This is a genomic window from Plantactinospora mayteni, from assembly GCF_016862935.1.
GTDB lineage: Bacteria > Actinomycetota > Actinomycetes > Mycobacteriales > Micromonosporaceae > Plantactinospora > Plantactinospora mayteni.
Genome location: NZ_BONX01000052.1, coordinates 85,582 through 98,997, shown reverse-complemented (window position 1 = coordinate 98,997; position 13,416 = coordinate 85,582). Strand labels below are relative to the sequence as shown.

The window sequence follows — 13,416 nt, the reverse complement described above, 5'->3', positions numbered from 1 at the left end:
CAGACGTGTCAGAGTGAGCGGCCTAACAGGCCCCTTAACCCGGCTGACACATCTAAGTCATCCGCCGCGATGCCGATGCGTGTAGAGAAATCGAGGGCTTACGATGAGCATCCATACACCTCCGCCCGAGTTGTCACGCCGTTCCCTGCTCCGCGGGATCGCGCTTGCCGGCGGCCTGGCCGCGTTCGGCGGCACCCTGACCGCCTGCTCGAGCCCGACCGGGGCCGGTGGCGCCGGTGGTGCCGCTGGCGGCACCCTCACCCTGGCCCTGAACCGCTCCCTCGTGAGCCTCGACAACAAGCTGAACCAGTTCGACGCCGCGGTGACCGTCCAGCGAGCTGTCCGGCAGGCCCTCACCCGCATCGACGAGAAGCTCACCCCGCAGCTCGTCCTTGCCGAGAAGTTCGAGCTGACCGCCCCCACCCAGTGGACCGTCAAGCTGCGGGACAACCTCGCCTACTCCGACGGCACCCCCGTCAAGATCGACGACGTGGTGACCGCGCTGACGATGTACCAGCAGGTCAACGGCTCGTTCCTGGCCTCGTTCTTCCCCGAGTGGCCGAAGGTGGTGCCGGTCGACGACAAGACCTTCACCCTCGAGACCGAGAGCCCGTTCCCCACGCTGGACTACGTGATGGCGAACATCCTCATCACGCCGGCCGGGGCGAACCAGCCGCAGGAACTCCAGGACGGGGTCGGCTCCGGCCCGTACGTCGTCACGGCGGCCAACCGGGGCACCGGCGAGTACACCCTCAAGAGAAACCCCAAGTACTGGGGCATCGCCGCGAAGATCGACACCATCGAGGTCCGGTTCATGCCGGAGGAATCCAGCAGGGTGGTCGCCCTGCGCAGCGGCCAGGTCGACGTGATCGACTCGGTCTCACCGGATGCCGTGAAGCAACTCGCCGGTCTGTCCGACATCAAGGTGGAGACGGTCGACGGCACCCGGCTCAACCAGCTCTTCTACAACTTCCGGAAGCCCAGGTCGCACCCGCTGGCCAACCCGCAGGTTCGGCAGGCTCTGTCGCACGCGATCAACGGTCCGGCACTGATCGACAACGTCCTCGGTGGCGTGGTCACGGCCGCGGCGGGTCCGGTCCCGCTGACCCTCGCCGGTGCGGTGAAGACCGGCGAGTACGTCTACGACCCGACCAAGGCGAAGCAGATGCTCGACAGCCTCGGGGTGAAGAACCTTGAAGTAAAGATCATCTGGGAGAGCGGCGAGTTCGCCAACGACGCCTCGGTCATGGAGGCGGTCGCCCAGATGCTCGGTGACGTCGGCGTCAAGGCCACGTTGCAGCAGTTCGAGCCGGGCGGCGACATCCTGAAGTGGCGGCAGGGCCGGGCCGGCGACTGGGACATCCTGGGCAATGGCTTCCCCAGCCCGACCGGGCTCGCGTCCACCATGATGCAGGGCATGTACGCGGGCACCGCCGCGAAGGAGGCCACCCGCGACACGTATCACGGTTACGTCTATCCCGCGATCACGGATCTGGTGGTGAAGGCGCAGTCCGAAGTGGACCGGACCGCCCGTGACAAGCTGCTGGCCGACGCGCAGAAGGCCATCTGGGACACGTGGCCGTGTCTGTGGGCGTTCGTTCCGAAGGCCGTCACCGCCCGTCGCAGCCAGGTCGAGGGGATCGCCCTCACCCCGGCCAACAACTACGACGTCCTGAACGTGCGGCTGGGGGCCTGACCGTGTTCCGGTATCTCGCCAGGCGGATCACGCAGAGTGCCCTGACCGTGTTCCTGACGGTCTCCGGGGTCTTCTTCCTGATCCGCCTGGCGCCCGGCGACCCCGCCGCAGCCCTGTCCAGCCCGGTGGCCACCGCGGCGGAGCTCGACCGGGTCCGCGCCCAGTTCGGGCTGGACAAGCCGCTGATCAACCAGTACTGGATCTTCATCAAGCACCTGTTCACCGGTGACCTGGGGACCTCCTTCTCGTTCCAGAGCTCGGCCCTGGACGTGGTGCTCAGCCGCCTGCCGTACACCATCACCCTGGCGGTCACGTCGATCCTGCTCACCACGGTCATCGCCGTACCCCTCGGCGTGTGGATGGCCCGCAACGCCGACACCGCCCGCGAGTTCGGCGCCAACGTCGTCACCATCGCCGCCCAGTCCATGCCGGACTTCTGGAGCGGCATCATGCTGCTCACGATCTTCGCGGTGCTGATCCCGGTGTTGCCGGCCGCCGGCTTCGCCGGCTGGGACGGGCTGGTGCTGCCCACGGTCACGGTGGCGATCCTGCAGATCGCGCTCATCTCCCGCATGGTCCGTCGCGACATGGTGGCCAACCTGAACGCACCCTATCTGGTTGTCGCCCGTGCGCGCGGCCTGTCGAACGGTGCGCTCACCTGGCGGTACGCGATGCGCAACTCGGCCATCCCGGTGCTGACCGCGCTGGGCACCCGGTTCGCGGCCATGCTCAACGGCGTCGTCGTCGTGGAGGTCGTCTTCGGCTGGCCCGGGGTCGGCTCCCTCGTGGTACGGGCGCTGGAAACCCGCGACTATCCGTTGATCACCGCGACGGTGCTGGTCACCGCCGCCCTGGCGGTTCTCGTCCAACTCCTCGTCGACCTGGCCTATCCGCTGCTCGATCCGCGGGTCCGACTCGGGAAGGGGGCCACCTCGTGAGCACCGACACCGCGACCTCCACCTCCTCCGCCACAGCGGCGCTGGCGGCCGACCGGCCCAGCATGGTGACCGCGAAGCAGTTGAGCCGGGCCACCGCGACCCGGCAGCGGCGCAGCGCGCACGCGAAGATGTGGATCGGCGCGACCTGCGCGCTCCTGGTGATCCTGCCAGTGGCGCTGGCCAACGTCCTGCCGCTCCCTGGACCGGACCAGCAGCAACTCACTGCCCGGCTGCTGCCGCCGCTCACCGGCGGGCATCTACTCGGCACCGACCAGCTCGGCCGCGACCTGCTCTCCCGGATCCTGCACGGCGGTCAGGTCTCCCTCACCGTCGGCGTGCTCGCCGTCGTCGTCTCGGGAATCATCGGGATCGTCGCCGGATCGGCGGCCGGCTTCCTCGGCGGCTGGGTCGACTCGGCCGTGTCCCGGCTGCTCGAAGCCCAGCTCTCCCTGCCGCTGCTGATGATGCTGCTGCTGGTGGTGGCCCTCTTCGGCTCGTCGATTCCGGTGATCACCTTCGTTATCGCGGTCGCCCAGTGGCCCGAGGTCGCCCGGCTGACCCGCTCGCTCGTGCTGGTCGAGCGGGAGAAGCCGTACGTTGCCGCGGCCCGGGTGCTCGGCCTGCACCGGATCGCCATCCTGGTCCGGCACGTCCTGCCGAACGTCATCAAGCGGGCCACCGTGGTGGTCCTGCTGCTGCTGGCCCAGGCGGTACTGCTGGAGAGCGCGCTGAGCTATCTCGGCGCCGGTCCGCAGCGGCCGTTCGCGACCTGGGGCCGGATCATCTCCGACGGCCAGGACTTCGTCACCACGTCGTGGTGGCTGGTGACCATGCCCGGACTGGTGATCGCCATCCTGGTGGTCGGGGTGAACCTGTTCGGCGACGGGTTGCGCGACCGGGTACGCCGCCGGAAGGGAAGTGACACATGACGGCCACCAAGATCGCCGCGGCAACCGCCGGAGGCGACAGCGGAACAACCAACGCCGCCGGGCAACCCACCGCCACCGGCGCAACGGGTACGCCCTTGCTCACGGTGGCGGACCTGCAGATCGAACTCATCACCGAGGCGGGCGTGATCCGTACCGTCGACGGCATCACCTTCACCATCCACCGGGGCGAGACGGTGACCATCATCGGCGAGTCCGGATCGGGCAAGTCCACCACGGCGATGGGCATCCTGCGCCTGCTTCCACCCGGCCTCGCCGTCATCTCCGGCACCGTCCAGTTCCAGGGTGTCGACGTGATCGCCGAGCCCCGAGCCATCGAGAAGATCCGGGGCCGGACGGTCTCACTCATCCCGCAGGACCCGATGACCGCGCTCAGCCCGGTGCACACCATCGGCCGGCAACTCGTCGAGGCGGTCCGGCTGCGGCGCCCCGAGCTGTCCCGGGCCGCGGCCACCGACCGAGCCGTTCACCTGCTGGAACAGGTACGCATTCCCCACCCCCGGCGGCAACTGTCCAGCTATCCGTACCAACTCTCCGGCGGCATGCTGCAACGGGTGATCATCGCCATCGCGCTGGCCGGCGAGCCCGTCCTGTTGGTGGCCGACGAGCCCACCTCGGCCCTGGACGTGACCGTCCAGGCCGGAATCCTCGACCTGCTGCTGGATCTACAGGAGAACAGCGGCGTCGGCATCCTCATGATCACCCATGATCTCGGCGTGGCCCGGCTCGTCTCGGACCGCGTGTACGTCATGCGGGACGGTCGGTTCGTCGAGTCGGGTGAGGTGGAGCAGGTCGTGGGCGAACCACGGGACGACTACACCCGCGCCCTGCTGGCGGCGGTGCCCACGCTGGGCAGCTGGGACGAGGATCCGGATGCCGGTGCCGCAGCGCCGGCCGGGAGATCGGCGACGGCGTCGGCCGAGACGGGAGAAACCCGATGACCCGTCCATTCCTCGAAGTCGACGGGCTGGTGGTCGACTATCCCGTACCGCACGGCACCTTCCGGGCGGTCGACAACGTCAGCTTCACCGTCGCGCGCGGCGAAACGCTCGGCATCGTCGGCGAGTCCGGCTGTGGCAAGTCCACCGTCGCCCGCTCCATCGTGCGACTGCTCACCCCCACCGCCGGACGCATCCTGGTCGACGGTACGGACATCGCCCGGCTCAACGAACGGCAGCTCCGACCACTCCGGTCCAGAATCCAGATGGTTTTCCAGGACCCGTACGGCTCGCTCGACCCGCACCTGTCCGCGCAGGACATCGTCGCCGAGCCACTGCGGCTGCGCGGCGTGCGCTCCCGGAACGGACGGGCGGCGGAGGCCGCCCGGCTGATCGATCTGGTCGGTCTGCCGAGCAGCGCGTTGCACCGCCGACCGGCCGAGTTCTCCGGCGGGCAGCGGCAGCGGATCGGCATTGCCCGTGCGCTGGCGAGCCGACCCGAGCTGCTGGTGTGCGATGAGGCGACCAGCGCTCTGGACGTCTCGGTGCAGGCGCAGGTGCTGGAGTTGCTGCGGCAGATCCAGGCGGAGACACATCTGGCGTACATGATCATCTCGCACAACCTCGGCGTGGTCCGGCAGCTCAGCCGGAACATCGTCGTGATGAGCGAGGGAAAGGTCGTCGAGAGCGGCGCCACCACCGACGTCCTCACCTCCCCGCGTGCGCAGGTGACGCGGGCGTTGCGGCGGGCCGCCCTCGATCCGACCACCATGCGCGGGCGAAAGCCCCGGGCCATGGTCCGGGCCGGCACGCGACCACCGGAGGCGACGGCCGGCGACGCCCGTCCGGAGACAGCCCAGGAAGCAGCCCGATGACGAGTCTTCCCCCACGGGCCGACCAGCCGACGAGCCCGCCCGACACCACGAGTGCGCCGTCGGCGCGGCTGCCCGGCGTCGACGTACCGCTGTCCCGGCTCGTGCTGGGCACCATGACCTTCGGCGACACCGTGGACGCCACGGGCGCGGCTCGGCTGCTGGACCTGGCTCTGGACGCCGGGATGACCGGGGTGGACACCGCCAACGCCTACGCCACAGGCGTCACCGAGGATCTCCTCGGTGACCTGCTCCCCGGCCGACGGGACCGGATCGTGCTGGCCACCAAGGCCGGCATGCCCCACCCCGACCACGGTGACCACGCCCCGCTCTCCGCGCCCGGCCTGCGGGCCAGTCTCGACGGCAGCCTCCGGCGGTTGAAGGTGGACCACGTCGACCTGTTCTACCTGCACCAGCCGGACCGGCGTACCCCGATCCGGGAGACGCTCGGTGCCGTCGCGGACCTGGTCACCGAGGGAAAGATCCGGGCGCTCGGAGTGTCCAACTTCGCCGCCTGGCAGATCGCGGAAGTCAACCACGCCGCCGAGGCGGTGGGGGCGCCTCGCCCGGTCGTCGCCCAGCAGCTCTACAACCTCGTCGCCCGCCGGGTCGAGGAGGAGTACCTGGAGTTCGCGCCCATCGGCGGGCTGCTGACCATGGTCTACAACCCGCTCGCCGGTGGCCTCCTCACCGGGCGGCACCACCTCGGCGAGGAGCCGAGCAGCGGCCGGTTCGGCGACTCTCGGCTCGCCGGCATGTACCGGCAGCGCTACTGGGACCCGCAGCTCTTCGAGGCGGTCACCGCGCTCGCCCGGGTCGCCGGGGAGTCGGGCATCGGTCTGGTGGAACTGTCCCTGCGCTGGCTGCTCGGGCGGGACGGAGTGGACGCGCTGCTGCTCGGCGCCTCCAACGAGGAGCAGTTGAGCGCCAACCTCGCCGCGGCCCAGGCCGGCCCGCTGCCCAGCGATGTGATCGACGCCTGCGACGCCGTCGGCACCCGCCTCCGTGGCCCGATGCCCGCGTACAACCGGTGAGTTTGGAGTTGTGATGAACCCCCTCGAGTTCGCTACCCGGATCAGGGCCCGGGAACAGGTCGTCGGCTACTGGGTGACCCTCGACTCGCCGGTCGCCACCGAGCGGATCGCCCGCATCGGGTACGACTACGTCTGCCTGGACGGCCAGCACGGGCTGCTCGGCTACTCCGGACTCCTCGCCGGGCTGACCGCGATCGACGCGGGCGGCACCTCGGTCGGGCTGGTCCGGGTCGAGGCCAACGATCCGGCCCCGATCGGTCGGGCGCTCGACGCGGGCGCCACCGGCGTGATCGTCCCGCTCGTCGACTCCGCCGAGCAGGCGGCCGAGGCGGTCGCCGCCACCCGCTACCCGCCCGCCGGCCGGCGCTCCTACGGACCGATGCGTTCGGCCCTGAGGATCGGACCGAAGCCGGCCGAGGCCGACGCCACCACCCTGGTCCTCGCGATGATCGAGACGCCGGCCGGTCTGGAGAACGTCGAGGAGATCTGCCGTACCCGCGGTCTGGACGGGGTCTATGTCGGGCCATCCGATCTCTGCCTCGCCGTGGGTGGGGCGTACCCGAACGATCCCGCCGTGGCCGAGGTGTTCGAGGCGGCTCTGGTACGGATCCGGGAGGCCGCCGCCGACGCGGGGGTGGCCGCCGGGATACACACTCCGGACGGGGAGAACGCCGCCAAGCGGCTCGCCGAGGGGTACACCTTCGCCAGCGTCTCCTCCGATCTGGTGCACCTGGAACAGGCCGCACGCGCCCACCTCGGCACCGTCCGTGCCAGCCGCCCGCACCCGTGACACCGGCACCCAAGGAGACGTCCGTGGCCACACCCCTTTCCACCACACCCGACCGGTTGCGCACCGATGGCGTGCTCCGGGACCGGACCGACCAACCCGGCCGGGCCGATGCCTTCCTGCCCGTCCCCGCCGTGCAGAACCACTCCGCCAACCTGATGCCGCTGGCCAACGGGGACCTCGGCTGCGTCTGGTTCGGCGGTACACAGGAAGGGGTGGCCGACATCTCGATCTGGATGTCCCGGTTGACCGCCGGCTCCGACACCTGGTCCACGCCGGTACAGCTCTCCGACGACCCGACCCGCTCCGAGCAGAATCCCGTCCTGTTCCCCGCACCGACCGGAGACCTGTGGCTGCTCCACACCGCTCAGCTCGCGGGCAACCAGGACACCTCCGAGATCCGCTACCGGGTCTCGACCGACGACGGCCACACCTGGTCTCCCACCCGGACGCTGTTCCCAGCCACCGATGAGGGCGGAGTATTCGTCCGCCAGCCGATCCTGGTGCTCGACTCCGGACGTTGGCTGTTGCCGGTGTTCCACTGTGTTCGTACGCCTGGCCGCAAGTGGGTCGGCGACCACGACACCAGCTCGGTCATGATCTCCGACGACCAGGGGCGCAGCTGGCGGGACATCCCGGTGCCGCACAGCACCGGATGCGTACACATGAACATCCAACCGGCCGACGACGGCTCCCTGCGGGCGCTGTTCCGCAGCCGCTGGGCGGACTTCGTCTACGCCAGCCGCTCCGACGACGGGGGCGAGACCTGGTCGGCACCGACCCCGACCGGGTTGCCGAACAACAACTCGTCGATCCAGTACGTCCGGCTGGCCGGCGGCCGGCTGGCACTCGTCTACAACCACAGCAGCGCCGCCAACGCGACCGACCGGCGGGTCTCCCTCTACGACGAGATCGACGACGACGGACTCGCGGAGCCGCCCGGCCACACCGTCGGCGAACGGCAGCCGACAGTCGCCGGGCCGCCGCAGGTGCCGGGGGACCCGACCGCCTTCTGGGGAGCGCCTCGCGCGCCCCTGTCCCTCACCTTCTCCACCGACGACGGAGCCACCTGGCCGGTACGCCGGGACCTGGAGGTCGGCGACGGCTACTGCCTGACGAACAACTCCCGGGACGGCCTCAACCGCGAGTACTCCTATCCGTCCGTGCAGCAGACAGCGGACGGGGATCTGCACGTTGCGTTCACCTATTACCGACAGGCGATCAAACACGTCCGGCTGCGAGCAGATCAGATCGGCTGGGCACCTCGGTGACCGGCGCCGAGGGCCCGAACCGGCTCAGGGCGACACCCCCGCCCAGACCATCGGCCACGCGGTAACCCCGCGACCCTAGAAGGTGTTCGAGAAGGCCACCCGTAGCGGGCCGAGACCCAGACGGCGTCCGATAACGCGCCCTCACCAGGGGGCGGCACGGTGGGCCATGACCTTTTCGAACACCCACTCAACCCAGTTGATCCTCGACACTCGCCACTCAGCGAACAATTCGACGAATTGACAGATGCGCGCCCGCGATTCCACGGGTTCCTGCCTGGCATCGATCTGCCGATTCGCCACGAGTGCGTATGAAGAAGGCTGGGACAGGATCAATTCTGCCTACGCGACACGTCGAAGATTGGAGGATGACAATGCGAAAGGCTGTCATGTCTGTGCTGCTGGCCACCGCCGTGCTGACCCCTGGGATAGCGCACGCCGGCCCGCCGGCGCAGCCGGAACCGCCTGAGGTGCGAACGCTCGAGACGACGGTTCCGGCGTACGACCCCATGAGAGGCATCAGGATGGGAGTCAGCGGTCTGTTCGAGCGGACGGTGGCGGGGACCGGAGGTCGTACAGCGAAGATCTATGCCTCGAAGGACGCCTACCTGGGCAGCTACATCGTGGTCCTGAATACACCTGAGGGTGAAGAGACCGTGAGCTGGCTGGCGAAGAGCGGCTGGATCGAACGTGCGGACAAGGAGAAGCTGGTCCTCTACGTGCTCGAGCCGGGCGCGTCCGGTGAGTGGGGGACGGCCGCTGAGGAGCAGTCCTACATCGAGACCGCCTACACCAACATCGGCGCGAACGGGGTCGACGGACGCGGTGACTGGTACCAACCGTCGGAGAGCTACTACGTGGTCGGCTACGACACCGCCGGGTCGGTCCTGCAGAAGCTCGTCATGGACGACCCCATCCTGGTTGCCGCGGCTGCGTTCGTCGACGCCAGTGACATCGATACGCAGTACCTGGCCTCGATGAACAGCAACTTCTACCCCACGCCGGACTGGAACGGCGACCTGGTCGCCAGTGCCGACGTGCCCGTGCCGGTCTGGATCATCAACTCCCGGCAGTCCCAGGCGTCGGACGACGTCATCGACTACTGGAAGGACGCCAACCAGACCAGTTCGAAGGGCACCGGGTTCGAAGGCGGGAAGATCTTCGAGCAGAAGCCGAACATGCTGTACGGCTACGTCGCTGAGACCTCCCGGGTCGCGGTGGGCGTGCTGGAGAAGAAGAATATCCGCGAGAACGAGCCGAAGGAGCGGCAACTCGACAAGAAGATCTATGACTTCCTGTCCAGCTACACCCGCTACGGCGGCAACGTCGGTGGCAACACCATCGGGTCGCGTCAGGACCTCGACGAGCTCGGCGTCACTTACCAGACGATGGTGGTCGACGGACGGCTTCGCGAGTACCTGGTCTACGTGCCGCACAAGGCCAAGGTCGCCGCGGCGCGCGGCAAGGACGTGCCGCTCGTGTTCTCTCTGCACGGCTCCGGCATGACGATGTACATGATGTTCGACTACTCGCGCTGGTGGGAGGTCGCCGACCGGGAAGGCTTCATCCTGGTGCATCCGACCTCGACCAACAACGGGAGGGCGACGTCGTGGGCTACGGCTCCGACCAGCAGCGACCACACGTTCTTCGGGCTGCTGCTGGACGAGCTGAAGACGAACTACAACGTCGATGAGAGCCGCGTCTACATCGGTGGACAGTCCAACGGCGCCGCGATGTCCCAGGCGGTCGGCAGGAACCTCGCGCTTTCGCAGAACTTCACTGCGGTCGGCGCGACGTCGTTCCCATCCACATCGACGAACTACGACGGCGAAACGCTACCGTACTACATGGCAATGGGGGAGTTCGACTTCTGGCCCTACCAGCCGTCGACGCCGCCGGTGGGCGGCATGATCAGCTACTGGATCAACCGGAATGATGCGCTCGGAACCCCGACCACCGCAGCTTCGGAGGAAATGTCCGGTCGCTTCGTCACCTCAAAATGGAACAACGAGGACGGGGTGAACGTCGTGCGTTACACCGTTACAAAGGGCCGTGGTCACAGCATCATTCCAGAGGAAATGGAGCTCATCTGGGACTGGTACGAGCTGTGGCAGAAGGACGCGGAGGGAAACAACGTCTACGTAGGTCCGTAGGGGTCGAGCCGGGCAGACACGTCATGTGCTGGTGCTGGGGGCGGCCCCGGGGAGCACGCTCCTCGGGGCCACCCACCGGCCCGACTGCTCGGCTGGAGCCCGATCTCAGGATTCATGCCGGAAGGCGATTTGATGACGAATGCAGCTTTCGGCGCTAGTGGTCCGGGCTCGACCCTCGGGCAGCCCGCCCAGGCGACCAGAAGTCCCGGCACCTCAGCCGGCAAGCACGCGGTAGTGACGGGGGCGAGCTCGGGAATCGGCCTCGCCGTGGTACGCCGGCTGTTGACCGAGGGTTGGCGGGTCACCGGAATCTCCCGAAGGCCGCCGCCCAGCACGGTGCGCCACTCTGCTGAAACCGGCGGGTCAGCCAACCCCAGATGGTCCTGGCTGCGCGTCGACCTGACCGACCTCGATGCGCTTGGCCAGACCCTGACAACTGTGAGCGGCGGCGTCAACGCCATCGTCCACTCCGCCGGTCTGCAACGTACCGCTAGGCTCGGTGCCTTGGACCCGGCCGACGCCGCCGCGATGTGGCAGGTGAACGTCGCCGCCGCCAGTCACCTCGTCAACGCGCTCAGCGGGCAACTCGTGCCCGGCGGCCGGGTGGTCCTAATCGGTAGCCGGACCAGGGAAGGGGCTGCCGGTAAGAGCCATTACGCGGCCACCAAGGCCGCGCTCGTCGGGCTGTCCCGGTCGTGGGCCATGGAGCTGCTGCCTCGCGGGATCACCGTGAACGTCGTCGCGCCGGGCCCCACTGACAGCCCGATGCTGAACGATCCCGCCCGGTCCGGTACGCCGCCCAAAGTACCTCCACTGGGCCGACTGATCCGTCCGGAGGAGGTCGCGGGCCTGGTCACGTTCCTCCTCGGCCCTGACGCCGGCGCGATAACTGGCCAGCATCTCGTGATCTGCGGCGGTGCCTCGTTGTCCTGGTTGCCGGACTGACGGCGACGATGGTCCGGTAGACGGGGGGACCATCCGCGATCACCACTGGGCGCATACTTGATCCTGTGCATTCGCCTGCACTCTCGGAAAGAGGGCACATCGATGTCACCGGTAATCCAGCTCCCTGCCACCCCGGCCGATCGTGACGCGTGCGCGCCGAGGAGCTGATGGGCAGCTGAAACCCGGACTTCGGCCGAGAGATGGGATCGATGTGGCTCGTGACGCTCGCGGTGCTGGCGGGTGGGTTCACCGGCGCCGGTCTGATGGCGCTGCGCGGCCGCCGCACCCGCGGCAGGCTCCGGGCCGAGCTCGTCGAACTGGAGCAGTCGGTGCAGGGGCGGGCCGACCAGGTGACCTCGCTCAGCCACGAACTGCGGACCCCGCTCAGCATGATCAAAGGGGCGGTGGACCTGCTCCGAGAGGGGATGCCGGGCCCGCTGACTCCGGCGCAGCGCCGGCTACTCCAGGTGCTCGACCACCAGTCCACCCAGGTGATCGGGCTCTGTGAGAGCCTGCTGATCCAGGCGAAGATCGAGTCGGGACTCTTCACCCCGAAACTGGAACGGGTGGACCTGTCAGTGGTCGCCCGGGACGTCGTCACGGCGATGCGTCCACTCTGCGCGCAGCGGCAGCAGCGGGTCAGCCTGGACGCCCCGCAGGTGACGCTGCGGATCGAGGCCGATCCGATGCTGCTGGCCCAGGCGTTGACCAACCTGCTCTCCAACGCCAGCCGGTTCACCACCACCGGTGGCAGCATCGACGTCAGGGTAACGCCGATCGACACCGGGATCGCCGTCTACGTGACCGACGACGGGGCAGGCATGAGCCGGGAGGAGCGCCACCGGCTGTTCCACCGGTTCGCCACCGGCCGACCGCTGGCCGACGGGACCGGGCTCGGCCTGGTCATCACCAAGACGATAGTGGAGCTACACGGAGGCGAGATCATGGTGCACACCGCGTCGCGGCGGGGAACCACATTCCTCTTCACCCTGCCCCGGACCGCGCCGGCCGGTACCGGGTCGTGACCGGTCCGGTCGAAGCCCGGCCCGACCGGTCCGGTCCGACGGCCCTGGTCGTCGACGACGAACCGCAGATGACGGTGATCATCGAGTTCGCCCTACAGACCCAGGGGTTCTCCGTGGTCGTCGCGTACGACGGCGCGACCGCGCTGCACCTGCTGCGGACCCGGCCGATCGACCTGGTCGTGCTGGACGTGCTCATGCCGACCATGGACGGGTTGAGCCTCTGCCAGCTGATCCGCGCCCGGTCCGAGGTCCCGATCATGCTGCTCACCGCACTGTCCCAACAGGACGACGTGATCGCCGGGCTGGAGCACGGGGCCGACGACTACGTGACGAAGCCGTTCCACCCCCGCGAGGTGGCGCTGCGGGCCCAGGCGCTGGTACGCCGGCGCCGCGACACCGGCTCCGCGATCCGGGTCGGCAAACTGGTGATCGACCTGACCAACCGGACCGTCGTACTCGCCGGCCGTCAGCTCAACCTGCCGTACACCGAGTTCAAGCTGCTCGCCCACCTCGCGGCCCGACGCGGCACCCCGCAGTCCTGGCAGGACCTGCTCCGCGCGGTGTGGGGGACGACCGACCTGATCGGCGGCCGGGACGTGGTCAAGTCCACCGTCTACCGGCTGCGCTCCCGGTTGGCGGCGACCCCGGACGGAGCGGAGTGCATCCGCACCCTGCGCGGTGTCGGCTATCTGATGCCGGACTCCCTCGGCGACGCCCCTGAGGGCGGATCCAGGTAACGGCGGTGTCACCAGGGCTCACGGATGTGTTACCGGATCCTCTGTCACTCGCCTCTAACCTGGCCGCAACATTGCG

12 protein-coding genes are annotated in these 13,416 nt (G+C 68.7%); all 12 read left to right on the top strand.

The features are described 5' to 3' along the window. Window positions 1–130: 130 nt before the first annotated feature. The 12 genes from Pma05_RS34110 (at window position 131) to Pma05_RS34055 (ending at window position 13,340) form a co-directional block, all read left to right on the top strand. On the top strand, window positions 131–1,696 hold the full coding sequence (locus Pma05_RS34110) for an ABC transporter substrate-binding protein (protein ID WP_203861644.1): 1,566 nt from the start codon (window positions 131–133) through the stop codon (window positions 1,694–1,696). A 2-nt stretch (window positions 1,697–1,698) separates the two neighbouring features. Beyond that, window positions 1,699–2,634 carry an ABC transporter permease gene (locus tag Pma05_RS34105; protein WP_203861643.1) on the top strand — a complete coding sequence of 312 codons (936 nt, stop codon included), beginning with the start codon at window positions 1,699–1,701 and terminating at the stop codon, window positions 2,632–2,634. After that, window positions 2,631–3,563: an ABC transporter permease gene (locus Pma05_RS34100; RefSeq protein ID WP_203861642.1), complete on the top strand. Its 933-nt coding sequence runs from the start codon at window positions 2,631–2,633 to the stop codon at window positions 3,561–3,563. Before Pma05_RS34105 ends, Pma05_RS34100 begins: the two co-directional genes overlap by 4 nt. Then, the gene (locus Pma05_RS34095; protein ID WP_203861641.1) at window positions 3,560–4,522 is read left to right on the top strand and encodes an ABC transporter ATP-binding protein; all 963 of its coding nucleotides are present in this window, start codon (window positions 3,560–3,562) and stop codon (window positions 4,520–4,522) included. The genes Pma05_RS34100 and Pma05_RS34095 overlap by 4 nt, the downstream gene beginning before the upstream one ends. Beyond that, window positions 4,519–5,394: an ATP-binding cassette domain-containing protein gene (locus Pma05_RS34090; protein WP_203861640.1), complete on the top strand. Its 876-nt coding sequence runs from the start codon at window positions 4,519–4,521 to the stop codon at window positions 5,392–5,394. The genes Pma05_RS34095 and Pma05_RS34090 overlap by 4 nt, the downstream gene beginning before the upstream one ends. Beyond that, window positions 5,391–6,425, top strand: coding sequence for an aldo/keto reductase (locus Pma05_RS34085; RefSeq protein WP_203861639.1), 1,035 nt, complete (start codon window positions 5,391–5,393; stop codon window positions 6,423–6,425). The genes Pma05_RS34090 and Pma05_RS34085 overlap by 4 nt, the downstream gene beginning before the upstream one ends. A 13-nt stretch (window positions 6,426–6,438) precedes the next feature. Then, entirely contained in the window at window positions 6,439–7,215 is a 777-nt protein-coding gene (locus tag Pma05_RS34080) for an HpcH/HpaI aldolase family protein (protein ID WP_203861638.1), read from the top strand. A gap of 23 nt (window positions 7,216–7,238) precedes the next feature. After that, the gene (locus tag Pma05_RS34075; RefSeq protein WP_203861637.1) at window positions 7,239–8,483 is read left to right on the top strand and encodes a sialidase family protein; all 1,245 of its coding nucleotides are present in this window, start codon (window positions 7,239–7,241) and stop codon (window positions 8,481–8,483) included. Window positions 8,484–8,869: 386 nt separating this feature from the next. Further along, window positions 8,870–10,633: a CE1 family esterase gene (locus tag Pma05_RS34070; RefSeq protein ID WP_203861636.1), complete on the top strand. Its 1,764-nt coding sequence runs from the start codon at window positions 8,870–8,872 to the stop codon at window positions 10,631–10,633. Between the two features lie 234 nt (window positions 10,634–10,867). Then, on the top strand, window positions 10,868–11,578 hold the full coding sequence (locus Pma05_RS34065; RefSeq protein WP_203861635.1) for an SDR family NAD(P)-dependent oxidoreductase: 711 nt from the start codon (window positions 10,868–10,870) through the stop codon (window positions 11,576–11,578). 209 nt (window positions 11,579–11,787) lie between these two features. Then, window positions 11,788–12,603 carry a sensor histidine kinase gene (locus Pma05_RS34060; protein ID WP_203861634.1) on the top strand — a complete coding sequence of 272 codons (816 nt, stop codon included), beginning with the start codon at window positions 11,788–11,790 and terminating at the stop codon, window positions 12,601–12,603. After that, window positions 12,600–13,340: a response regulator transcription factor gene (locus tag Pma05_RS34055; protein WP_203861633.1), complete on the top strand. Its 741-nt coding sequence runs from the start codon at window positions 12,600–12,602 to the stop codon at window positions 13,338–13,340. The genes Pma05_RS34060 and Pma05_RS34055 overlap by 4 nt, the downstream gene beginning before the upstream one ends. Window positions 13,341–13,416 lie beyond the last annotated feature (76 nt).

Bases quoted from the DNA above. Each gene is read 5' to 3' on its own strand.
- Pma05_RS34070 (WP_203861636.1), top strand. From the start codon at position 8,870: ATGTCTGTGCTGCTGGCCACCGCCGTGCTGACCCCTGGGATAGCGCAC.
- Pma05_RS34090 (WP_203861640.1), top strand. From the start codon at position 4,519: ATGACCCGTCCATTCCTCGAAGTCGACGGGCTGGTGGTCGACTATCCC.
- Pma05_RS34060 (WP_203861634.1), top strand. From the start codon at position 11,788: ATGTGGCTCGTGACGCTCGCGGTGCTGGCGGGTGGGTTCACCGGCGCC.
- Pma05_RS34095 (WP_203861641.1), top strand. From the start codon at position 3,560: ATGACGGCCACCAAGATCGCCGCGGCAACCGCCGGAGGCGACAGCGGA.
- Pma05_RS34085 (WP_203861639.1), top strand. From the start codon at position 5,391: ATGACGAGTCTTCCCCCACGGGCCGACCAGCCGACGAGCCCGCCCGAC.
- Pma05_RS34080 (WP_203861638.1), top strand. From the start codon at position 6,439: ATGAACCCCCTCGAGTTCGCTACCCGGATCAGGGCCCGGGAACAGGTC.